This is a genomic window from Nocardiopsis nanhaiensis (assembly GCF_054778635.1).
On the sequence record NZ_BAAGZJ010000002.1, the window covers coordinates 123,779 to 145,088 of the forward strand.

Sequence of the window (21,310 nt, forward strand, 5' to 3'; positions counted from 1 at the left end):
CGCAGAGCAGCGCAACTACGCGTGCGCTCCCCCGGCCTCTCCGCCGGCGTGTGCGCCCCCGCCGTACTCGGCTGCCCGGATCTCCTCGATCCTGCGCTCGACCCCGTCCAGGAGCCAGGCCAGACCCTGCTCGAAGGCCTCCATGGGCGTGGGTCCGGACGTTTCCAGGCGCTGGACCGCGGGATAGCGGTCCGCATCGATCCGCTGGGAGACCAGGTAGGCCTCCTGCACGGTGGACCACGAACGCCCGTCGGCATCGGTCCACCGCTCCGCCCGGTCCGCGGCCACCACCCGGGTGAGGTGTCCCCGGATGAGGCCGTTGACCGCCTCCACCACGGTGAGGGCCTCGTGGGCGCTCAGGCCCGTGCCGTCGAAGGCACGGATCGCGGAGTCGGTCCAGGCGAAGGCGTTCGGACCGACGTACTGGCCAGAGGTGATCTCGGCGGCCCAGGGGTGTTCCCGAAGGACCCGGATGTCCTCGCGCGCCCAGGCCTCGACCTTCTCGCGCCAGTCGCCCGGCCGGGTGTGCGGAAGGGTTGCCTGGCCGGTCATGGTGTCGGTCATGAGGGCCAGCAGCGCGGCCTTGTCCGGAACGTAGGTGTACAGGCTGGCCGCGCCCACCCCGAGACGGGCGGCGACCTTGCGCATGGACAGCGCCCCGACCCCCTCCTCCGCCGCGACGGCCATCGCGGTGTCCACCAGGCGGTGCACGGTCAGGTTGTGGCGGGGTCCGCGCTTGGGTTGGCCCAAACCGCTCCACAGCAGGTCGAGGGTGGCCTCGATGCCCTTGCGCGCCTTGCTCATGACCCCTCCGCCGTTGACACTTCACAAAACTCCGTACACTGTTCTACATTAATCGAACAGTGTACGGAGTTTTGGAGGAACCCCCGTGACCCGCACCGACAAGACCGCCCGGTCCGACCCCTGGCGCCTTCGGGCCCGGGTCGGCTTACTGGTCGCCGTATTCACGCTGTTGGGAGCGGCCACGGCCGCCCTCGTCGGGCTGTTTCCCGGCGGCTACGACGGCTGGGTGGGCCTGGCCACGCGCTCCGCCGTCGCCCTGATCGTGATCGTGCCCCTGCTCTGGCTGCTCTGCCGCTCCACCGGCGGCGCCACCCTGGCCACCATCGGGCTGAGCCCGCTCCGCCGCGCCTGGCCCGGACTCCTCACCGCCGCCGTGGTCATCTGGGCCGTGACCGCCCTCATCGTCGCCGCGGCCCTGGCCTCCGGCGCCGCCACGCTGGATCCCGGCGCGCTGGGAACGGCCACCCTGAGCGCCCTGCTTCTGGCCCCGCTGCTGCTGGCCGCCCAGGTCCTGCCCGAGGAACTGGTCTTCCGCGGCTACGTCCAGCACTTCCTCGGTCACCACGCGTCTCAGCTAGTGGTGCTGCTCGCCCAGGCCGCACTGTTCGCCCTGTCCGGCGCCCTGATCCTGGGCACCACCGACCAGCTCGCGGGATCCGCGCTGATCGGCCTCTACCTGGGGCTCCTCCGCCAGATCAGCGGCGGCGTCTGGGCGGGCGTCGGCGCCCGGCTGGCCCTGGCCACCAGCGGCATCGTGCTCACCCAGGCCGAACTCACCTTCGTCCAGAACCCGGGCGCCTGGGACCTCGGCCTCGGTCTCGGCGCCGCCCTGGCCGCGTACTTCGCGATCAGGTTCCTCCACGCCATGCGTCCCGAGCTCACCGCACTCCCCGCCGCCGCGCAGGACCGCTTTGAGCGCCACCGGATCCCGGTTCGGGGCATCCTCTACGACGTCGGCTCAAGTTACATGGAGGGCCAGAACTCCCGCGAGCACTGGCGCCCCGACGTGGTCCGCGAGGAGATGCGCGTCATCCGGGAGGACCTGCACTGCACCGCCGTGACCATGTTCGGCAAGGACCCGGCCCGCCTGGAGGAGGCGGCCTGGACCGCCCTCGACCAGGGCCTGGACGTGTGGATCCAGCCGCGCTCCCAGGAGGCCGCGCACGCCGAGATCGTCGACCACGTGGGCCGTACCGCACGCTTCGCCGAACGCCTGCGCCAGGAGTACCCGGCCCCGGACGGAGAGCCGGACCGGGTCGTGCTCAACGTGGGCTGCGAATTCACCGTGCTCAACAGCGGCATCGTCCCGGGCCGCCACATGCACAGCCGGGCACGGATCCTGTGGGTGTTCGTTCTGCTCCCGGTCTACATGAACCTGCGGCTCAACCGCTTCCTGCGCCGGGTGGCCGCCACCGCGCGCGAACACTTCCACGGCCCCCTCACCTACGGTTCCGGCAGCTGGGAGGCAGTGGACTGGGACCCGTTCGACATCGTCGGCGTCGACTACTACCTCGACGCCACCACCCGCGGCATCTACCGCCAAGGGCTGCGCCACCTGCGTCGGCACCAAAAACCGGTCGCGATCACCGAGTTCGGCTCCTGCACGTACGTGGGCGCCCCGGCCAAGGGCGGCGGGGGCGCCGACGTCCTGGACTGGCGCGACCTGGAGGACCGCAAGGTCCGCGAAGGGCTGGTCCGCAGTGAACAGGACCAGGCCGACCACATCGAGGAGTGCGTCGACGTCTACGAGACCGAGGACGTGCACGCCGCCTTCGTGTGCATGTTCGTCGAGGGCGACCTCCGGTACTCCACCGACCCCGTCCGTGACTGCGACATGGCCAGCCTCGGGATCGTGCGCCCGCCCGCCCTGGAGTCGGGGCTCTCCCCCGACGACGGCCACTGGGAGCCCAAACTGGCCTTCCACGCCCTGGCCCGCCGCTACGGCGCCGATGTTCCAACGCCCTCGGGCGGAACGGACCAGGGCTGAGGCGCAGATCGAACGAGCCTCCGGTGGCCAGGAGAGGCGGGCCCGGGGTTCAGGCGGTGCTGTCGCGCAGTTCGCGTTTGAGGATCTTGCCCGAGGCGTTGCGCGGCAGTTCGGAGACCACCCGCACCGTCTTGGGCACCTTGAACGGGGCCAGCCGCTCCCGGACGTGCTCCACCAGCAGCTCCGGCAGCGCTTGGGTGTCCGTGTCCGGCGCGGGCACCACGAACGCGGTCACCGCCTCGATCCACTTGTCGTCGGCGACACCGATCACCGCGGCCTCGGCCACCCCGGAGTGCGCGAAGAGCACGTCCTCGATCTCCCGGGAGGCCACCTGCACACCGCCGGTGTTGATGACGTCCTTGATCCGGTCGACCACCTCGATGTAGCCCTCGGAGTCGGCGCGCACCAGGTCACCGGAGTGGAACCAGCCGCCCCGGAAAGCCTCCTCGGTCTCCTCCGGCTTGTCCCAGTAGCCGAGGCACAGCTGCGGGGACCGGTAGACCACCTCGCCGAGCTCCCCCGGCGGCACGTCCGCACCCTTGTCGTCCACCACCCGCAGCTCGACGAACAGGGCGGAGCGCCCGGCCGAAGCGGGCCTGCTCCCGTGTTCCTCCGGCCGCAGCACGGTGGCCAGCGGGCCGATCTCGCTCTGCCCGAAGCAGTTGTAGAACCCCAGTTCGGGAAGGGTGGAGCGGAGCTTGTCCAGGACCGGCCCCGGCATCACCGAAGCGCCGTAGTAGGCCTTCGCCAGGCTCGACAGGTCCCGCTCGGTGAAGTCGGGGTGGTTGGCCATCGCCACCCACAGCGTCGGTGCCGCGAAGAACGCCCCGTGCCCGTCCGCCTCGATCCGGCGCAACAGGTCGGCGGGCTCGGGCGCCTCCACCAGCGTGTTGCTCGCGCCCACCGCCAGCCACGGCAGCAGGAAGACGTGCATCTGGGCGCTGTGGTACAGCGGCATCGCGTGCAGCGGGTTGTCGTCGGCGCGCAGGTCCAGCCCGACCACGCAGGACAGGTACTCGTGCACCAGGGCCCGGTGCGTCATCATCGCGCCCTTGGGCCGCGACGTCGTGCCGGAGGTGTAGAGGAGCTGCACCAGGTCGGTGTCGGACACCTCCACGTCCAGCTCGGGAACCGGACCGTCGGCGGCTTCGGCCAGGAGCGACCCGGGACCGTCCCTGAGCTCCAGGACCTGTTCCACCCCCGTCTCGTCGCGCAGGGCGTCCACCGCCGAGCGCAGTGCGGGGTCGGCCATGACCACGGTGCTGCCGGACTGCTCCAACAGGTAGGCCAACTCCTCACCTTGGAGTGCGAAGTTGATGGGAACGTGCACCAGCCCGGCCCGCGCGCAGGCCAGGAAGCCGATGAGGTAGGCGTCGGAGTTCTTCCCGTAGGCGGCGACGCGGTCGCCCTTGACCGCGCCGATGCCCAGTAGCCGGTCGGCGGCCCGCGTCACGGCGGCGTCCAGGTCGGCGTAGGTCCACGATCGGCCCTCGAAGCTGAGCGCGCGGTCGGCGGGGGCTCTGGCCGCGCTCCGCCGGAGGATGTCGTCCACACGGCTGGAGTTCGTCACACCGGTCATGGCACCTGCTCTTCCCGTCGGGTCGGTGCGGCCCGGCGAGCGGGCCACGGGCTCGGCACCATCCTGTTGCCGCCGTGCCCGCCCCGCAAGAGTCGGCCCTAACACGGTTTCGGTGGAGGGTCCGCACCTCGGACCTACTATGGCGGCATGGCCAACAACACGCGGGCGGTGCTCCTGGCATCTGCCACGACCCTGCTCGACAACGGCGGCGCCGAAGCGGTAACCCTCCGCGAGGTCGGCCGGATGAGCGGGGTCTCCCACATGGCCCCGTACAAGCACTTCGCCGACAAGGAGGCGCTCCTGGCCGCCGTGGCCACCCAGGAGCTGGAACGGATGCACGCCCTCATCGACGACGCCGCCTCCCGCGAGCCCACCCCGGGTCGGGCACTGCGCCGGGCACTGCACTCGTACGTGGACTGGGCGCTGGCCCACCCGGTGCGCTTCTCCCTGATCTTCGGCCGCTGGTCGATGCAGCAGGAGGAGATGGGCGAGGCGGCCGAGGCGGCCCGGGGAGCGCTGGTGGACGCCGTGCGCCGCGGACAGGACTCCGGTGAGGTGGCCCCCGGCGAACCGGAGCGGTGCGCGGCACTGCTGCTGTCCACCGTCCACGGCGCGGTCATGCTCTCCCTCGGTGGGCACCTGGCGCGCGAAGGCAAGGGCCGGGCCGACCCCGGCGATCTTCTCGACGACCAGCTGGACCTTCTGGGCACCACTGCCGAGGCCCGAGTCACCCGGCCGACGGCCACCTGACCGCCGACCCGGGTGTCGGAGCCACGGGGCGGTCAACGTGTGGGAAGAGCTCCGCTACGCTCCCGGTCTGAGTTCTCGCCCCGCCCCGGACCACCCTGCGTTCCGGTCGGGTCGCCGTGCCGCCCGCGCTGGCGCGCGAAGGTCGGCACCCACCAGTTGAGGTCGCCGAAGAGCCGCATGGAAGCGGGGACCACCAGGGCTCGCACGATCGTGGCGTCAAGGGCCACGGTCAGGGCCAGCCCGATACCGATGGTGGTGATGACCAGGGAACTGGAGGTGATCCCGGTGGTGCCGAGCACCACCACCATGAGCAGTGCGGCGCAGGTGACGATGCCGCCGGTGCGCTGCAGGCCGACAGCGACGGAGCGGGTATTGTCGCCGGTCGCCTGGAACTCCTCCCGTGCCCGGCTGACGATGAACATCTCGTAGTCGGTGATAAGGCCGAAGGCGATGACCAGGATGATCGCGTAGGTCCACACGTCCGTTGTGCCCACGGGCGTGAAGCCAAGCGCGGACGCGAACCCGCCCTCCTGGATACCCCAGGTCATGATGCCCAGTGAGGCCGCCAAGGACAGGAAGCCCAGGACGACCGCCTTGACCGGGAGCAGGACCGAGCGGAAGGCGAGGAAGAGCAGGGCCAAGGTGACCACGACGATGTACAGCAGCACCCCGGGCAGCGCGTCCAGCGTGGATTCGCTGTTGTCCAAGGTCAGTGCGGGCCCGCCCGCTCCGCCGACGAGTACGTCGTCGGCACCGTCCGGCCAGGGCTCGGCCCGTACGTCACGGACCAGGTCAAGGTTGGCCCCGTCGTCGGGTTCCCCGCCGTAGCCGACGGTGACGTGGGCAATGTCGGAGCCGGTCTGCTCCAGGTCGGCCCCAGTGGACCCCTCCAGTCCGTCGAGGCGGTCCGCGTAGTCCCGGAGTTGCGGGTCGGACACGGCGCCGACGACCGCGACGCTCACGACCGAGGCCGCCGGTCCGCCCTCGGGGAACTCCTCCGCGAGCATGTCCGAGCTGACCTGTCCGGGGTTGTCGGCGGGCAGGTACCGGTGGTTGGTCAGGCCCGGGTTGACCGTGAGCAGCAGTGAGGCCAGCAGCACCAGGGCCAGACCGGTCACGCCCAGGGACAGTCCGGGGCGGCGCATCACCAGGTGGGCGGTGCGGGACCAGAACCCGCTCTCGCTGGTGGCCGCACCTCCGGGCCCGCCGCGCGGCCAGGGCAGCCGCAGCGCGTTGACGCGGTGGCCGAGCAGGGCCAGGGCCGCGGGCAGCACGATCACCGCCGACACGATCGTGAACAGCACGACGGACATCCCGCCCAGCCCGAAGGAGACCGACACCGGCTGGGGGAAGAGCAGCAGCCCCGAGAGGGCGGCGACCACGGTCAGCCCCGAGAAGGTGACGGTGCGCCCGGCGGTGGCGATGGTGGCGGGCAGGGCCCGGAAGGTATCGCCGTGGCGGGCGAGCTCGTCCCGGAAGCGGCTGACGATGAACAGGCCGTAGTCGATGGCCAGGCCCAGGCCCAGCATGACCGAGATCTGCAGGGCGAAGACGGACACCTCCGTGAACTGCACCAGCACGCGCAGCAGCACCAGCGATCCCAGGATGGACAGGATGCCCAGAAGGAGGGGAACGAACGCCGCGACGAGGCCGCGGAAGATGACCACCAGCAGTACGAAGAGCAGTGGCAGCGCGATCATCTGGGCCGAGGCCAGGTCCTCGGCGGCCAGGGTCTGGAGCTGCTGGAGGCTGTTGAGTTCACCACCGGTGTGGTGGGTCAGGCCCTCGGCTTCCAACGCCGGCAGCAGTTCCTCGTAGGCGGCCAGGCGTTCGGCCTCGTCCTCGCCGGAGACGTTGAGCGCCACGTAGGTGGAATGGCCGTCCTCGGACACCAGGGCAGCGCGGTCAGTATCGGCGAGGTCCGGTGTCCAGTAGCTGGTCGCCTCGTCGACGTACTCCGCGGGCAGCTGGTCCACGACGGTGGTGACGGCATCGCCGAACGCGGGGTCGTCGACGCTGAGCGAGCCGCTCTCGTCGGTGTAGACGACGACGGCGTCGACGCCGAAGTCCCCGAACTCTTCCGCGATCAGCCGGTCCGCGCGTTCGGATTCGATGTCGGGGTCGGCGTATCCCGCCGTTCCCATCTGCGGGAAGAGGCCGGTCCCCCACAGGATCGCGAAGAGGGTGAAGGCCAGGGTGGCCAGCAGCACGGAGCGCGGCCTGCGGTGGGTGAACTCGCCCAGGGCCGTGAACATCGGAGGGTCCTTCCGGGAAGGGGCGGAACCGCGTGACTCCCGCCAAGAGTGGTTTACGTCGTAAACCAATGACGGTGCCAACCTAGGCGGGACGGACCCCGGGTGTCAACGCCCCGTACCCGCGGGAAAGCGCTCCGCGAGAACCTCCCGGAACCCCACTCATCGGCACCTTTCGCCCTTGCGCCCAAAGGTCCGACAGTCATACGTTTGCTCCGGTCAGGCTGGCTCGGTCGTGTCGGGAGTGAAGATGAGGATCCTTGTCGTGGGTGCGGGTGCCGTCGGCGGCTACTTCGGCGGGCGACTAGTCCAAGCCGGGCGCGACGTCGACTTCCTGGTGCGCCCCGCACGCGCCGAACTACTGAACGAGCACGGTCTGAACATCCACTCCGTGGACGGCACCAGCGAGAACATCCCCGTGCACGCGGTCACCAAGGACCAGCTCACGCCCGACTACGACCTGGTCATCCTCTCGGTGAAGTCCTACGGACTCGACGCCGCCGTCGACGACCTCGCCCCGGCGGTGGGCCCCGACACCGTCGTGCTGCCCTTCCTCAACGGCATACGGCACCTGGACGTGCTCACCGAACGCTTCGGCGACGACCGCGTCTACGGCGGAGTGTGCATGGTGATGACCCGCCTGGACGAGGCAGGCGGCATCGTCGAGGTCGGCCGGATGGGCGAGCTCATCTACGGTCCGCTCTCCGACTCCCCCGTGGTCGGCTTGGAGCGCGTCCACGCCGCTCTGGAGGAAGCCGGTTTCAAGGCCCGGCCCACCAAGGAGATCCGCCAGGAGATGTGGGACAAGTGGGTGTTCCTGGCCAGCTTGGGCGCCGTCACCTGCCTCATGCGCGCGCCCATCGGCCGCGTGAACCGCGCCCCGGGCGGATCCGAGTTCAGCGCCGGGATGTTCGCCGAGGCGATCGCGGTGGCCACCGCGGCCGGCTACCCGCCCAGCGACCGGATCCGGGGGTTCGCGGACAAGGTCATCTCCGACACCGAACGCGACACCTCCACGTCCATGTACTGGGACCTCACCCACGGCAACCCCGTGGAGGGCGACCACATCGTCGGCGACCTGGTCGCCCGGGGCCGGGAGCTCGGGGTACCGGCCCCGCTCTTCTCCCTGGCCCACACGCACCTGAGCACCTACTCCGCCGCCCGGGACTGAACGCCGAGACGGGACGGCCGTGGGCACGGGGTGTCCCGCGGCCGTTCCATCCCGTGCACCTCAGCCCTTCAGCGCGCCCGCCATCATGCCGCGCATGAAGTACCGGCCCAGGATCAGGTAGATGACCAGGGTCGGTAGCGAGGCCAGGACCGCCGCCGCCATCTGCTGGTTGTAGGGCACCACCATGGAGCCCGCCACGTTGTTCAGCTGCACCGTCACCGGCCAGCTGTTGGGGCCGGTCAGGAACACCGCGAACAGGAAGTCGTTCCACGCGGAGGTGAACTGCCAGATCAGCGTCACCGCGAACGCGGGAGCCGACACCGGCAGCACCACCCAGGCATAGGTGCGCAGCAGCCCCGCACCGTCCACCCGGGCCGCCTCGATGAGCGTCTGCGGGATACTCGCGTAGTAGTTGCGGAAGATGAGCGTGCAGATCGGGATGCCGTACACGGTGTGCGCCAGGATGAGCGGGAAGAGCCCGCCCATCAGGTTGGCACCCATCAGCATCTGCTGGAGCGGGATCATCACCGCCTGGTAGGGGATGAACATCCCGAACAGGAACAGCGTGAACACCGTGTCCGCGCCGGGGAACCGCCAGCGCGCCATCACGTAGCCGTTCATCGAGCCGAGCACGGCAGAGATGACCGCGCTGGGTACCGCCATGAGCACGCTGTTCAGCAGCCCCGGTGCCAGGGCCGACCAGGCCGCCGACCACCCCTCCAGGCTCCAGTTCTGCGGCAGCATCCACGCCTGGGCCGCGGTGGCCTCGTCGAAGGGTTTGAAGCCGGTGACCGCCAGCACGTACATGGGCAGGAGGAACACGGCCGCCAGTACGAACAGGAAGGTGAACTTGACCGCCTGTCCGCGCCTCGTGGTCCCCGCCATGCCGCCGCCTGGTGCGACCACGCGCTCGGGTGCGCTCTGGGTCATCGGCCCTCGCTCCGTTCCTTGCGCACGGTCCACACCAGGTAGGGGATGACGAACACCGCGACCGCGATCAACAGGTAGGACGCGATGGTGGCGCCCTTGGCCGGGTCACGGACCTCGAAGACCATCGCCCACATGTACACGGCGGGCACGTCGGCGACGATCTGCTGCCCCGCGATCGCGATGATCAGGTCGAACACCTTCAACGACATGTGGCCCAGGATGATGATCGCGCTCAGCATGACCGGGCGCAGCTGCGGCATGACCACCCGCCAGTACACGCCCCACTCCGAACAGCCGTCCACGCGGGCCGCTTCGCGCAGGTCCTCGGGTACCCCGCGGAACCCGGCCAGGAACAGCGCCATGATGTACCCGCTCAGCTGCCAGACCGCGGGCAGCGCCATCGCCGCCATCCCGAGATCGGGCGCGGTCCACCAGTCGTTGACCAGGAAGTCCACGTTGAAGTGGACGAACAGGGCGTTGAGGCCGGTGGCGCGCTCGGCCGGGGCGGGGTTCATCAGCCACCGCCACACCACACCGGTGGCGATGAAGGAGACCGCCATCGGTGCCAGGAAGAGGGTCCGGAACACGGCCTCGCCGCGGATGCCCTTGTCCAGGAGCAGCCCCAGGAGCCAGCCGAGGAACAGTGCCCCGCCGACGAAGACCACGGTGAACACGACCGCGTTGGCCACCGCGGCGGGCCACCGGGCCTCCTGCCACAGGGAGACGAAGTTGGTCAGCCCCACGAACGACCCGTCCTGGACCGGGGCGTGCTGGTCGCTCAGCGCCACCCTGGTGTTCCAGCCGATCATCCCGTAGACGAACACGCCGATGAGCAGGATCGACGGGGAGACCAGCAGTAGGCCGGGCATCCAGGTGCGGGACCGGATCAGGGCGCGCCGGACCGGGCCCCGCTGGGCGGGTCGGCCCCGGCGGCGTGCCGCCTGTTGCCGGTCCTGTTGCTTCTCCGGTTGGCCGGGGCCGCGCGCGGCGGCCCCGGCAGCGTGGTCCGGTTCGCTCATTCGGCTTGCGCGGCTTCGTGCAGGGCGTCGTTGAGCGTCTCCAGTTCGCCGTCCTGCAGGTAGAGGCCGACCGCGGTGTCGATGTCGTTCTGCCACCGGTTACCGACGGTCACGCCGTGCCAGAACGAGCCCGCCAGCTCCGGGGCGGCCTGCCACTCCGCCAGGGCCTCGTCCAAGTAGGGGCTGTCGGCGTAGTTGGCCGGATCGGCGTCCTCGCGCGCCGGGATGGAACCCTTGAGGGGGTTGAAGATGTCCTGCCCCTCCTGGCTGCCGACCAGCTCGAGCCAGGACAGCGCCTGCTCCTCGTTGGGAGCGCCCTCGGGCAGGGTGAAGCTGTCGGACAACCACATGTAGGTGCCGTCCGTGCCGGGAGAGGCCGCCCACTCGTAGTCCTCGCCTGGGACCGCTCCCAGCTCGTCGAAGTACCCGGCGGCCCAGTCACCCATGATGTTGAAGGCCGCCTCGCCTTCGGAGACCCGGCGTGAGGCCTCCTGCCAGTCCTCAGCGGCCGACTCCTCCTGGGTGTAGGACATGACCTCGTCGAACGACTCCAGCGCCTCCGCCACCTCCGGGGTGTCCCAGGCCGCACCCGGCTCCCACAGCTCGTTGTAGGTGTCGGTGCCCAGTGAGCCGAGCAGGACCGACTCCAACAGGTGGTCGACGGTCCACTGCGCGCCCACCGCCATCGGGATCGCGTCCGTCTCGGCGTCCACCGCCTCCAACGCTTCGATCAGCTCGTCCAGGGTCTCCGGCGTACCGTCGACCCCGGCCTCATCCAGCAGGGAGGGGTTGAACCACATCACGTTGGACCGGTGGATGTTCACCGGCACCGAGTAGACGCTGTCCTCGTAGGAGATCTGCTCGACCAGCTGATCGGGCAGGGCCTCGTGCAGGCCCTGGTCATCGAAGAAGTCGTCCAGCGGGGCGAGGTAGCCGGCCTCGATGTAGTCCTGCAGCGAGGCGCCGGCGTGCCCCTGGAAGGAGTCCGGCGGGTCCTGGCTCTGCAGCCTCCCCTCCAGCACCGCCTGGGCGTTGGTGCCCGACCCCCCGGCCACCGCGGCGTTGACGAACTCGACCCCGTCGTTCTCCTCCTCGAACTGCTCGATGAGGGCGTTCAGACCGGCTTCCTCACCACCGCCGGTCCACCAGGAGAAGACCTCGACCTGTCCGCCGGCCTCCTCGCCGCCGTCACCGCATCCCGTGGCGAGGAGCACCATGCCCAGCCCTGCCGCCGCTACCGACCACCGCCGTGAACGCATGTGCATTCCTCCCCGGGCGGCGGACCGTAGCGAGTGCGACGCGCCGCGCCCTGTGTCCCAGATCACCAAAACCGACATTGCCATCCTTTGCAACACCGATCACGAGGTCAAGGGCAGTACGGATCACGAATCGGAGACGCGGGGCCCCGGACTGACCGGGCTGGGACACGCCGAAGCGACAGCGGTCGGCGATTTTCCGAAGGGCCGATCTGACCTGTGCTCCTCCTGCCCAGCAGGCCCCGAAGCAGCACCTGACGGCCCACGGCACGGGACACCGGTTGGCACAATCACGGCATGCCAGTCCTCGACAGAACCACGTTCAGACAGCTGGTCCTCCTGCCTCCGGCCTGTCTGCTCCTGACGTCCTGCATGCCCGACGGGGGTGCTGTGGGCGCCGTCGCCACGGGGCACTTCTCCGCACGCCACCACTTCCCGGTCATCATGATCTCCTGGTGCGGCGACAGCCCGCCCGAGCAGATCGACCTGACGTCGGAGGACCACGAGTGGCGGCTGACCGCCAACCGAGACTTCCCCGGCCACGAGGTCGAGGTGAACCTGGCCTCGCCGGGCGAGGACTGGGAGATCAGCGACGGTGAGGGGGCCCCGGCCTACCGGATCGTGCCGGATTCACCGGAGACCGAGTACACCCTGGGCGTGACCTCGGCGGACGGTGTCGAGCGCGAGTCCGAGCACGACATCGCCGCGCTGCGGTTCGACACCGAGATGCTGTCGGATGAGGACGGCCTGTACCTGAGCGAGGACACCGGCGGCGACGGCACCATGGCCGCCGCCGACGACTTCCCTCCCGAGTGCTGACCCGCCCGGGTCAGGCCTTCCGGCCGACACCGCCGTACTGGTCCACCTCAGCCGGCGGGCCGTCACCGGTCACCGCGGGGCGCCAACGGGTGACCGAGACCAAGCCCGGTTCGATCAGTTCCAGGCCCTCCAGGTATCCGCCGATCTGCTCGGGGCTGCGGGGGATGTAGGGCACCGCCCCGCTCTCGTTGTACTCGTCCTGGGCATCGACGTTTTCCTCGCTGTGCACGTTGCTGCCCTCGCTGACGGTGAGGTGGCTGCCCGGAGGGAGCCCCGCCAGCAGGCGCCGAACGATCGACACGGCCTCCTCGTACTCCTGTACGTGGCCCAGGATGCCCAGCAGCATCAGGGAGACCGGTTGGTCCATGTCCAGGGACTCAGCGGCCTGTTCGAGGATCACCTCGGGCTCGTACAGGTCCGCGTGAATATACCGCGTGCGCCCTTCCGGGGTGCTGGTCAGCAGAGCGCGCGCGTGGGTCAGGACGAGCGGGTCGTTGTCCACGTAGACGATGCTCGCGTCGGGGGCCACCGACTGGGCCACCTCGTGGGTGTTGTTCACGGTGGGCAGGCCGGTGCCCACGTCCAGGAACTGCCGGATGCCCAGCTCGCCCGCCAAGTGCCGGACCGCCCGCTCCTGGAAGGCCCGCGAGGCCCGTGCCATCTGCGCGATTCCGGGGAAGACCTGCAGGAACTGGTCGCCGGCCTCCCGGTCCACCGGGTAGTTGTCCTTGCCGCCCAACCAGTAGTTCCACACGCGCGCGGAGTGCGGGACGGTCGTGTCGATCGCCGGTTCCTGACCGTTCATCGGGGTACGCCTCACTGCCCATAGCTGTCCGGAGCCACTGATCCTATGCCCCTTTGCCACCGCGAGAACCCTTGTGCCACAGGGGATCGCGCACGCGCTCCGACACCGCCAAGGGGTCATGGCCGGCCGGGGCGGGGCATTCCCGGGCTCCGTCTCCGGGCCTGCCCCGATACCCTGGATGCTCATTTCAAGCAGATTTAGGAACACCCCTTGTGTTTTCTGCTCATTTCATTCATTGTGACCGGAACCACATGACCGAGATGAGCAGCAAGGAGGCCGGGTGCGCCACCAGAAGCTCCTGGATGCGGTGACCGACGGGGTCCAGCGCGTGGACGACCTCGCGCAGGAGCTGGGGGTCAGCCCGTCGACCGTGCGGCGCGGCCTCACCGAACTCGAACAGGCGGGAAGGGTGGTGCGCACCCACGGCGGCGCGGTCCTGGCCCCGGCCGCCGAGCTGTCCTGGGTCCAGAAGGGGCGGCAGCACACCCAGGAGAAGCGGCGCATCGCCGAACACGCCGCCGCGCTGGTCGAGGACGACCACACGGTCATCCTCGACGCGGGCAGCACCACCACCCTTGTGGCCGAGCGGCTCTCCGCCCGATCCGGCCCAACCGTGCTGACCACCGGGACGGGTCCCATGTCGGTACTGTTCGACGCCGAGGGGATCGAACTGATCCTGGTCGGCGGCCGCGTCCGGCACCGCCGGGGCGCCCTGGTCGGCGAGTACACCCGCGGGGTCCTGGAACGGATCAACGCCGACCTCGCCTTCCTCGGCGCCGACGGCCTGGTCCCCGGGCGCGGGATCAACTGCCCTAGCCCCGAACTGGCCGCGGTCAAGGAACTCCAGGCCCGCGCGGCCCGGCACACCGTGGTCGTGGCGGACTCCAGCAAGATCGGCGCGGACACCGAGGCCCACTGGGCCGTGCTCCCCGGCCCCTACACCCTGATCACCGACGACGGGCTCAGCGGTGCCGACCGCCGCGCTCTCGAGGCCGACCCGCACTGCACCCCGCTCGTCCTCGTCCCACACGACCCACCCCCCGAACGGGTCTAAGCCCCGAAGGGCTGGGCCCACCCCCCAGAAAGGGGAACTGTATGGAACCGCTCCTGCTCGCGGCGCTGCTCTTGGGCGTGGGCGCCGCCGTCGCGCTCATCCTGTGGAGCCGCCTCGACGCCTTCGTCGGCCTGCTGGTCGGCGCCCTGGTCACCGGAACCGTCGCCGGTATGCCGCCGGTGGAGCTGATCGGCCACATCACCGACGGCTTCGGCAGCACCCTGGCGGGGATCGGCATCGTCATCGTGATGGGTGTGATGATCGGCAAGGTCCTGGAGGAGAGCGGCGGCGCGGACGCCCTGGCCAAGATGTTCGTCCGCATGGCCGGGAAGGGCCGCGAGGACGTCGCGCTGACCTCCACCGGTGCCGTCGTCTCCGTCCCCGTCTTCTGCGACTCCGGGTTCGTCATCCTGCACCCGCTGGCCAAGTCGCTGGCCCGGCGCTACGGGAAGCCGCTGGTCGTGCTCTCCCTCGCCCTGGCGGGGGGACTGGCGGTCACCCATCACCTGGTGCCTCCGACACCCGGACCGCTGGCCGCGGTAGGGCTGATCGGAGCCGACATGGGCACGGTCGTGATCGCGGGATCGATCTTCGCCCTGTTCCTGATGCCGGTCGTGGTGGTCTACTCCCGCGTGGTCGGGCGCCGACTGGAGCGCCAGCTCGATCCCACTCTGGTCAAGGCGGGTGGCGGCGGGTCCGCCGACGCGGAGGTGCCGCGGACCGCGGACGGCCGCCTGATCACCGAAGAGCCCGCGGACCCGCCGGTCAGCGCGCTGCGCGCGCTCGTCCCGCTCCTGCTGCCGCTGGTCCTCATCATCGGCCAGACCGTGAGCGAAGCGGCAATCCCCGGTTCGACCGCGGCCGAAGTGTTCGCCTTCGTCGGCGCTCCGCCCGTAGCGCTGGGGATCGGACTGGTCATCGCCGTCTACCTGCTGCCCCCGGCCGGCACCCCTCGGAGTACGGTCGTCGGCTGGCTGACCATGGCGGCCTCCTCCGCGGGCATGATCGTGTTCGTCACCGGTGCGGGCGGTGCCTTCGGCGCGGTGCTGCAGGAGTCCGGCGTCGGGGACGACCTGGCGGACGCGGTCGCCGGGTGGCCGCTCCCCCTGGTGCTGGTGCCGTTCCTCATCGCCACGTTCGTGCGCCTCGCCCAGGGTTCGGGGACCGTCGCCATCATCACCGCGGCCACCCTCAGCGCTCCGCTGGCGGGCGCGGGCGGCATCGATCCGGCGCTGGCGGTTCTGGCGGCCTGCTCGGGCTCCTTCATCTTCTCCTATGTCAGCGACTCCTACTTCTGGGTGGTCACGCGGTTCACCGGCCTGTCCGGGGTACCCGCCATGAAGATGTGGAGCGGGATGACCACGACGCTCTGGCTGTGCACCCTCCCGCTGCTGGGCGTCGCGGCTCTGGTTCTGGGGTAGGGGTGGACATGGCCCGGATCCTCGTTGTCGCCGACGACCTCACCGGTGCGAACGCCACCGGGGCACGGTTCGCCCGGTCGGGCCTGCGTGTTGCCACCGTGGGCCCCGAACACGCGGCCCGTGCGGCCGCGGAGTACGACGTGGTGGTCGTGGACCTGGACAGCCGGCACCTACCGGCCGCGGAGGCAGCCGAACTGGTGGCACGGGCCGTGGCTTCGGTTCCGTCGGTCCCGCTGGTGGTCAAGCGCACCGACACCACGCTGCGGGGGAACATCGGCGCTGAGCTGGAGGCGGCCTGGCGCACGGTTCGCGAACGCGTGCCGGCCGGGAACCGGGTCCGGGTCCTGTTCGCCCCGGCCTTCCCGGAATCCGGCCGGGTGACCGTGAACGGCCTCCAGCTGTTGGACGGGGTACCGCTGGAGCGGACCGAACTCGCCCTGGACCCGCTCACCCCCGCCGACAGCAGTGTCGTCTCCGACATCGTCGCCCGGCAGAGCCGGTTGGGGGTGCGCCGGGTGAGTATCGGCGAGGTGACCGGGCCGGGCCTCGCTGACCGGCTCGCTGCGGGTACCGAACCCGTGGTGTTGTGCGACGCGCTCACGGAACGGCACCTGGGCGACCTCGCGCGAGCCGCCGCGGAGGTGCGGCGGCGCGACGGGACCGTGTGGGTGACCGCTGATCCCGGACCCTGTGGTGCCCTGCTGGCCGAGGCCCTCGGCCTGTCCGGGGGTGAGACGGTCAGGGCCGGTCCCCTGCTGGCGGTGGTGGGCAGCGCGACCTCCCTGACCCGGCGCCAGCTCGACGCGGTCGACCGGGCGGGCGGCGTGCGGTTCGTTGACGTGGACGCCCGTGCGCTCGCCGAAGGCGGAGCCGACGAAGCGGACCTGCTGCGGGACCGGATCGCCGAGCAGTTGGCGCTGGCGGCCTTCCCGGAGACCGTGGTGGTACGCACCGCCTCCGCCGCCCACGACGTGGTCGACCTGCCTCTGGAGGCCAAGCGCACGCTGCCCCGGCGGTTGGCGTCTCTGGTCACCGAAGCGGCGCTGAACGCACCCGTCCGGCCCGGCGGTCTGTACACCAGCGGCGGCGACGTGACCACGGCCGTCCTCGACGCCCTCGGGGCGCACGCCTTCGAGGTGAGCGGTGAGGTGGTTCCGCTGGCGGTACACGGCCATCTGGCCGGAGGGCCGCTCGACGGCACCGCCGTGGTCACCAAGGGCGGTCTCGTCGGCGCCGACGGCACCGTTCTGGAGTGCCTGTCCTGGTTGCGCGAGGCCGTTCGGACCAGGGCGCGCACCGTCCCCGCGGCCTTGGGCCGCGACCGTCCCGCCGTGCCCTACCCGGACACGGCGGGCACAGCAGACTCGTACCCGGCGGGGCGCCGCCCAGAGGCGCCCCGCCCCAGACAGGGAGGAACCCCGACATGACAGAACGCCCGATCCTGGCCGTGACCGTGGGCGATCCGGTCGGTATCGGACCGGAGATCACCGTGCGCGCGCTCGCCGAGGCCGGCACCGGGGCACCCGCGCGCGGCGTGGTGGTGGCGGACCCGTCCGTGCTGGCCAGAGCCGCGCACCTGTGCGGGCTCGAGGTCGAGATCCGCTCCGTCGCCGTGTGGGACGACCTCCAGCCCGAGCGGGAGGGTGTGATCGACTGCCTCGACATCGGGGTCCTCGGCGACACGGAACTCCCCTGGGGCGAGGTCCACGAGCGGGCGGGCACCGCGGCGGTGCGGGCCATCGAGGTCGCCACCCGCGCCGCGATGGCCGGCGAGGTCTCCGGGATCGTCACCGGTCCGATCAACAAGGAAGCCATCTGGGCGGCGGGCAGCGAACACCTCGGACACACCGAGATGCTCGGTGCGCTCACCGGTGTCACCAGCCAGAACACCATGTTCGTGGTGCGCGGCAAGAAGATCTTCTTCGCCACCCGGCACGTGTCGCTGCGCCGGGCCCTCGACCAGATCAGCCGGGAGCAGCAGGTCCGGTGCATCGACGAGGCGCTGACCGCGCTGCGGGTGTTCGGCGAGGACGAACCCAGCCTCGCCGTCGCCGCCGTCAACCCGCACGGCGGGGAGAACGGCGCCTTCGGCGACGAGGAGATCGCCCACATCACCCCGGCTGTGCAGGCCGTGCGTGGGCGGGGCGCGGACGTGCGCGGCCCGGTGCCCGCCGACTCGGTCTTCCACCAGCTCCTCCAGGGCCGCTTCGACGGGGTCCTGTCCCAGTACCACGACCAGGGCCACATCGCGGCCAAGACCTTCGACTTCGACGGCACCATCTCGGTCACCGTCGGGCTGCCGATCCTGCGGACCTCGGTGGACCACGGGACCGCCTTCGACATCGCCGGTCAGGGGATCGCGGACCCGGGCACCATGAAGTCCGCGTTCCTGCACGGGGCCGACTTCGCCCGCTTCGCCGACCGTATCCGCGCCGAGTACGGGAGCTGAGTCCATGTCCTCGTCGTCACCTGCTTTCGGCGGCGGGCAGGTGGCGGCGCCAGCACACCGCGACGACGAGCACGCACAGGAGTGCGAGCGCCGCGCCGACCGCGAACATGGCCGGGTAGCCGAACCAGGGGGCCAGTGCCGCCAGCACGGCCGGGATGAAGAACCCCAGGTAGGTGAGTGAGTAGTAGACGGCGGTGAGCCCGGCCAAGCCGTCCGGGCCCGCGATGCGCTGGGTCTCCTGGAGGCCGGAGACCATCAGCAGCCCGTAGGCGGCGCCGAGCACCGCCGCGGCCACCAGCGCGGCCGGGACGCTGAGGACGGTGGCCGCCCACACGGCGAGGGCCATGCCCCCGGCGGTGGCGCCCAGGGCGACGACGACCGCCCGCGAGGAGTGGGGGCTGTCGACGCGCTTGGCGACCTGCTGGCTCAGGACGCCGCAGGCCAGCGCCACCAGGCACATCAGACCGGAGAAGCCGACCTCGTAGCCGGGCACCCGGTGGGCGAGCAGGTTGGGCAGGACGGCGTAGGCGCTGGCCGCCGCGCCGAACACCCACGGAGCCATGGGCACGACCACCAGGAGGAAGCGGCGGTGCCCGACCGCGGGAACCCTCAGGTCGTCCCTGAGCCGCCGCTGGCCGGCCGCCTTCCGCAGTGTCTCGGGAACCCGGAGCGCGGCGGCCGCGAGGAGGAGGGTGATCGCGATGTTCACGGCGTAGGGCAGAACGGCGGGCATCGGGGCGAACTGGGCGGTGGCGGCCGCGACCACGGCGCCGAGGAGGAAACCGAGGGTCAGGGAGAGGGAGGCGCGGCTGGCCCCGGCCCCCGCCCACACTCCGGGGTCGTACGGCGCTTGGGAGAGTTCCTTGACCCAGCTGGCGCCCACGGCCATCGCCAGGCCGAGCGCGAGCCCCGAGAACACGCGCCCGGTGAACAGCAGGGCGACCGAGTCCGAGCCGAGGGCGAGCAGGGCCCCTCCGGCCACGCAGAGGAGCGGGGCGGGGATCATGAGGGGTCGGCGCCCGTACCGGTCGGACAGCGGCCCGCCGACCAGTAGCGCGGGCACGATACCCAGGACGTAGGCGCCGAGCAGGATGTTGACGATCTGGGTGCTCATACCGCTGTCCAGGCGGTACATGACGAGGAGCGGGGTGAACTGGTTACCGCCCCAGGCGACCGCGAAGAGCAGCCCGCAGGCAGCCCACCAGGCGGGCAGGCCCCGGCGCCGCGGCGTCCGGGACGCCGCACCGGGTCTCGGTGGGCGCTGCGGTCTGGTGGTCGTGGCGGTGGCCATGGCGGTGACTTCCTCGGCGGGTGTTGGGTGGCGGGTAGCTGATGACGGGTGTCCGGGGCCTTCAGGGGGTCGGGGGTGCGGAGGTCACAGGCCGGGTCCGTGGATGTCGGTCAGGTGCTCGGAGGTGGCGCGGGCGAAGCCCTCGGCGTCTCCCTCCTCGATGAGGGCCGCGAGCCGGGTGTGCTGTTCGATCACCCGCTCGGCCCGCGCGCTGTCGGCGCTGATCGATTGGGTGGTCATGCGCCGGTGCCGGTCCTGGAGCAGCTGGTAGAAGCCTTGGAGGACCGAGTTTCCGCCCGCGGCGACCACTTCGCGGTGGAACTCGACGTCGGCCTTGGTGAAGGTGGCGAGGTCGTCCTCGTCCCAGGCGCGCCGCTGTTGGTCGATCACCTCGAGCAGGCGCAGGACCAACCGGTCGGCGCCGCCAGAGGACGAGCACACGGTGCGCACCGCGGCGGACTCGATGAGTTGGCGGGCTTCGAGCACCTCACGGAACTCGTGCGGCGGGACCGGCCGCACCATGGCCCCGCGCTTCGGGTAGAGGCGCATCCAGCCCTCGGCTTGGAGCTGGAGGAAAGCCTCGCGCACGGGGGTCCTGCTCATGCCCAGTTCCGCGGCGACCTGCCCCTCGCTGAGCATGCTCCCGTCCTCGACCTCCCCGTCGAGGATCCGGTCCCGCACCAAGGTGTAGGCCCGCCCCGCGGCGGACTCGGGTGTCAGTGCCGCACCGACCATGGCCCCCGGACTACCGAAACCGCTCTCGCCCATGCGCCCTCCCACCATAAATACAACATAGATACTAGTTGCATACTAGACGATGCCGCCATGACGGAGGAATACCGACCGGTGTGCGACGCGACACCGCCGGGCTACCCCCGAGGGACACCTGGAGCGCGGTCAACCGTGTAGCCGCACGCGATAAACCCGGTGACGTCGTGGGTCGACTCCGCGACAATGGCGCCGGGGAAGAGGTCGAGGTCGTCGTTGCCCATCGCGAGCGCGCGACACTGCGCGTCGGTGACGTTTACCTGAAGATCGACACTGATCAGAGGCGCACCGACGTGGAGGTCGGGGCGATGGCCATGGCACCGGTCCCGGCTCCCGAGCTCCTGTGGCAGAAACCGCCGGTGCTCGCGCTCGCCGCACTCCCAGGGACGGCACTCGGCCGCCTCGGCGAGCCGTCGGACGCGTCATCGGCGGCGTGGGCCGCTGCGGGCGCCGCCGCACGGAAGCTGCACGACGCGCCACTGACACCATGGCCCGGTCCGAGCCTCGACGCCTCAACCTCGAACCTCGACCGCGAATGCGACTGGCCTGTCATGAATGGCGTCCTTCCCCCGCCCTTGTCGCACGCAACCGGTGGCTCTCCGAGGCTGCGCTCCGGCACTGGACACCGGCATGCATACACGGTGACCTGCAACTCACCCACGTATTCGTCGACGGCGAAGTCATCACCGGCGTGATCGACTGGTCCGAGGCGTGCCAGGGCGATGCCCTCTTCGATCTCGCCACCCTGACCTTCGGACACGAAGAGCACCTTAGGGACGTCGTCGCCGGCTACGGCACCGACGTCGACCTCGACGTGATCCGCGCGTGGTGGTCGTTGCGAAGCCTGCTGGCGATCCGATGGCTGGTCGAGCACGGCTTCGACCCATGCGCGCCGGGCTGCGAGGTCGATGTCCTGAGGTCCCGATTGTGAGGCCGTACGAGCCCGGCGGTGACG

Annotated in this window: 18 protein-coding genes; 9 read left to right on the forward strand and 9 right to left on the reverse strand. The window is 70.7% G+C overall.

Translation table 11 applies throughout. From position 1 onward, the window contains the following. Positions 1-15: 15 nt before the first annotated feature. Positions 16-804, reverse strand: coding sequence for a TetR/AcrR family transcriptional regulator (locus tag ACYVD1_RS01480; RefSeq protein WP_460766496.1), 789 nt, complete (start codon positions 802-804; stop codon positions 16-18). Positions 805-889: 85 nt separating this feature from the next. Here ACYVD1_RS01480 and ACYVD1_RS01485 point away from each other — a divergent pair, with 85 nt between their 5' ends. Further along, positions 890-2,791: a CPBP family intramembrane glutamic endopeptidase gene (locus ACYVD1_RS01485; protein WP_460766500.1), complete on the forward strand. Its 1,902-nt coding sequence runs from the start codon at positions 890-892 to the stop codon at positions 2,789-2,791. Positions 2,792-2,840: 49 nt separating this feature from the next. On the opposite strand, the gene ACYVD1_RS01490 is transcribed toward ACYVD1_RS01485, so the two are convergent. Continuing rightward, the gene (locus ACYVD1_RS01490) at positions 2,841-4,370 is read right to left on the reverse strand and encodes a fatty acyl-CoA synthetase (protein ID WP_460766503.1); all 1,530 of its coding nucleotides are present in this window, start codon (positions 4,368-4,370) and stop codon (positions 2,841-2,843) included. Positions 4,371-4,517: 147 nt separating this feature from the next. Between ACYVD1_RS01490 and ACYVD1_RS01495 the strand changes: the two genes are divergently transcribed. Further along, positions 4,518-5,120: a TetR/AcrR family transcriptional regulator gene (locus ACYVD1_RS01495; RefSeq protein WP_460766505.1), complete on the forward strand. Its 603-nt coding sequence runs from the start codon at positions 4,518-4,520 to the stop codon at positions 5,118-5,120. Positions 5,121-5,152: 32 nt separating this feature from the next. On the opposite strand, the gene ACYVD1_RS01500 is transcribed toward ACYVD1_RS01495, so the two are convergent. Further along, entirely contained in the window at positions 5,153-7,375 is a 2,223-nt protein-coding gene (locus ACYVD1_RS01500; RefSeq protein ID WP_460766509.1) for an MMPL family transporter, read from the reverse strand. 247 nt (positions 7,376-7,622) lie between these two features. Between ACYVD1_RS01500 and ACYVD1_RS01505 the strand changes: the two genes are divergently transcribed. Further along, on the forward strand, positions 7,623-8,543 hold the full coding sequence (locus ACYVD1_RS01505) for a ketopantoate reductase family protein (protein ID WP_460766512.1): 921 nt from the start codon (positions 7,623-7,625) through the stop codon (positions 8,541-8,543). Positions 8,544-8,603: 60 nt separating this feature from the next. On the opposite strand, the gene ACYVD1_RS01510 is transcribed toward ACYVD1_RS01505, so the two are convergent. Genes ACYVD1_RS01510 through ACYVD1_RS01520 form a run of 3 tightly spaced genes read right to left on the reverse strand, consistent with a single transcriptional unit; the run spans position 8,604 to position 11,751 of the window. Then, on the reverse strand, positions 8,604-9,473 hold the full coding sequence (locus ACYVD1_RS01510) for a carbohydrate ABC transporter permease (protein ID WP_460766516.1): 870 nt from the start codon (positions 9,471-9,473) through the stop codon (positions 8,604-8,606). Further along, positions 9,470-10,492: a carbohydrate ABC transporter permease gene (locus ACYVD1_RS01515; protein WP_460766519.1), complete on the reverse strand. Its 1,023-nt coding sequence runs from the start codon at positions 10,490-10,492 to the stop codon at positions 9,470-9,472. Before ACYVD1_RS01515 ends, ACYVD1_RS01510 begins: the two co-directional genes overlap by 4 nt. Then, the gene (locus ACYVD1_RS01520; protein WP_460766524.1) at positions 10,489-11,751 is read right to left on the reverse strand and encodes an ABC transporter substrate-binding protein; all 1,263 of its coding nucleotides are present in this window, start codon (positions 11,749-11,751) and stop codon (positions 10,489-10,491) included. Before ACYVD1_RS01520 ends, ACYVD1_RS01515 begins: the two co-directional genes overlap by 4 nt. A gap of 294 nt (positions 11,752-12,045) precedes the next feature. On the opposite strand from ACYVD1_RS01520, the gene ACYVD1_RS01525 reads away from it, so the two are divergent. Further along, the gene (locus tag ACYVD1_RS01525) at positions 12,046-12,567 is read left to right on the forward strand and encodes a hypothetical protein (RefSeq protein WP_460766529.1); all 522 of its coding nucleotides are present in this window, start codon (positions 12,046-12,048) and stop codon (positions 12,565-12,567) included. A 10-nt stretch (positions 12,568-12,577) separates the two neighbouring features. Here ACYVD1_RS01525 and ACYVD1_RS01530 read toward each other — a convergent pair whose 3' ends face one another. Then, positions 12,578-13,372, reverse strand: a complete 795-nt coding sequence (locus ACYVD1_RS01530) for an SAM-dependent methyltransferase (protein WP_460766532.1) — start codon at positions 13,370-13,372, stop codon at positions 12,578-12,580. A 280-nt stretch (positions 13,373-13,652) separates the two neighbouring features. Here ACYVD1_RS01530 and ACYVD1_RS01535 point away from each other — a divergent pair, with 280 nt between their 5' ends. Genes ACYVD1_RS01535 through pdxA form a run of 4 tightly spaced genes read left to right on the forward strand, consistent with a single transcriptional unit; the run spans position 13,653 to position 18,296 of the window. After that, complete coding sequence (locus ACYVD1_RS01535; protein ID WP_460766535.1) at positions 13,653-14,426, forward strand: DeoR/GlpR family DNA-binding transcription regulator; 774 nt, start codon at positions 13,653-13,655, stop codon at positions 14,424-14,426. A 41-nt stretch (positions 14,427-14,467) separates the two neighbouring features. Next, positions 14,468-15,847 carry a GntP family permease gene (locus ACYVD1_RS01540; RefSeq protein ID WP_460766538.1) on the forward strand — a complete coding sequence of 460 codons (1,380 nt, stop codon included), beginning with the start codon at positions 14,468-14,470 and terminating at the stop codon, positions 15,845-15,847. 8 nt (positions 15,848-15,855) lie between these two features. Beyond that, entirely contained in the window at positions 15,856-17,274 is a 1,419-nt protein-coding gene (locus ACYVD1_RS01545; RefSeq protein ID WP_460766541.1) for a four-carbon acid sugar kinase family protein, read from the forward strand. Beyond that, complete coding sequence (gene pdxA, locus ACYVD1_RS01550) at positions 17,271-18,296, forward strand: 4-hydroxythreonine-4-phosphate dehydrogenase PdxA (RefSeq protein ID WP_460766545.1); 1,026 nt, start codon at positions 17,271-17,273, stop codon at positions 18,294-18,296. The genes ACYVD1_RS01545 and pdxA overlap by 4 nt, the downstream gene beginning before the upstream one ends. Positions 18,297-18,312: 16 nt before the next feature. On the opposite strand, the gene ACYVD1_RS01555 is transcribed toward pdxA, so the two are convergent. Together ACYVD1_RS01555 and ACYVD1_RS01560 are read right to left on the reverse strand one after the other, a co-directional pair. Then, positions 18,313-19,587: an MFS transporter gene (locus tag ACYVD1_RS01555; RefSeq protein ID WP_460766548.1), complete on the reverse strand. Its 1,275-nt coding sequence runs from the start codon at positions 19,585-19,587 to the stop codon at positions 18,313-18,315. Positions 19,588-19,671: 84 nt separating this feature from the next. Continuing rightward, positions 19,672-20,355, reverse strand: a complete 684-nt coding sequence (locus tag ACYVD1_RS01560) for a GntR family transcriptional regulator (RefSeq protein ID WP_460766551.1) — start codon at positions 20,353-20,355, stop codon at positions 19,672-19,674. 343 nt (positions 20,356-20,698) lie between these two features. On the opposite strand from ACYVD1_RS01560, the gene ACYVD1_RS01565 reads away from it, so the two are divergent. Then, entirely contained in the window at positions 20,699-21,286 is a 588-nt protein-coding gene (locus ACYVD1_RS01565) for a phosphotransferase (RefSeq protein WP_460766554.1), read from the forward strand. Positions 21,287-21,310: the final 24 nt, after the last annotated feature.

Bases quoted from the DNA above. Each gene is read 5' to 3' on its own strand.
- ACYVD1_RS01520 (WP_460766524.1), bottom strand. From the start codon at position 11,751: ATGCGTTCACGGCGGTGGTCGGTAGCGGCGGCAGGGCTGGGCATGGTG.
- ACYVD1_RS01545 (WP_460766541.1), top strand. From the start codon at position 15,856: ATGGCCCGGATCCTCGTTGTCGCCGACGACCTCACCGGTGCGAACGCC.
- ACYVD1_RS01525 (WP_460766529.1), top strand. From the start codon at position 12,046: ATGCCAGTCCTCGACAGAACCACGTTCAGACAGCTGGTCCTCCTGCCT.
- ACYVD1_RS01510 (WP_460766516.1), bottom strand. From the start codon at position 9,473: ATGACCCAGAGCGCACCCGAGCGCGTGGTCGCACCAGGCGGCGGCATG.
- ACYVD1_RS01540 (WP_460766538.1), top strand. From the start codon at position 14,468: ATGGAACCGCTCCTGCTCGCGGCGCTGCTCTTGGGCGTGGGCGCCGCC.
- ACYVD1_RS01555 (WP_460766548.1), bottom strand. From the start codon at position 19,587: ATGGCCACCGCCACGACCACCAGACCGCAGCGCCCACCGAGACCCGGT.
- ACYVD1_RS01500 (WP_460766509.1), bottom strand. From the start codon at position 7,375: ATGTTCACGGCCCTGGGCGAGTTCACCCACCGCAGGCCGCGCTCCGTG.
- ACYVD1_RS01480 (WP_460766496.1), bottom strand. From the start codon at position 804: ATGAGCAAGGCGCGCAAGGGCATCGAGGCCACCCTCGACCTGCTGTGG.
- ACYVD1_RS01495 (WP_460766505.1), top strand. From the start codon at position 4,518: ATGGCCAACAACACGCGGGCGGTGCTCCTGGCATCTGCCACGACCCTG.
- ACYVD1_RS01490 (WP_460766503.1), bottom strand. From the start codon at position 4,370: ATGACCGGTGTGACGAACTCCAGCCGTGTGGACGACATCCTCCGGCGG.
- ACYVD1_RS01505 (WP_460766512.1), top strand. From the start codon at position 7,623: ATGAGGATCCTTGTCGTGGGTGCGGGTGCCGTCGGCGGCTACTTCGGC.
- ACYVD1_RS01560 (WP_460766551.1), bottom strand. From the start codon at position 20,355: ATGGGCGAGAGCGGTTTCGGTAGTCCGGGGGCCATGGTCGGTGCGGCA.
- ACYVD1_RS01530 (WP_460766532.1), bottom strand. From the start codon at position 13,372: ATGAACGGTCAGGAACCGGCGATCGACACGACCGTCCCGCACTCCGCG.
- ACYVD1_RS01515 (WP_460766519.1), bottom strand. From the start codon at position 10,492: ATGAGCGAACCGGACCACGCTGCCGGGGCCGCCGCGCGCGGCCCCGGC.
- pdxA (WP_460766545.1), top strand. From the start codon at position 17,271: ATGACAGAACGCCCGATCCTGGCCGTGACCGTGGGCGATCCGGTCGGT.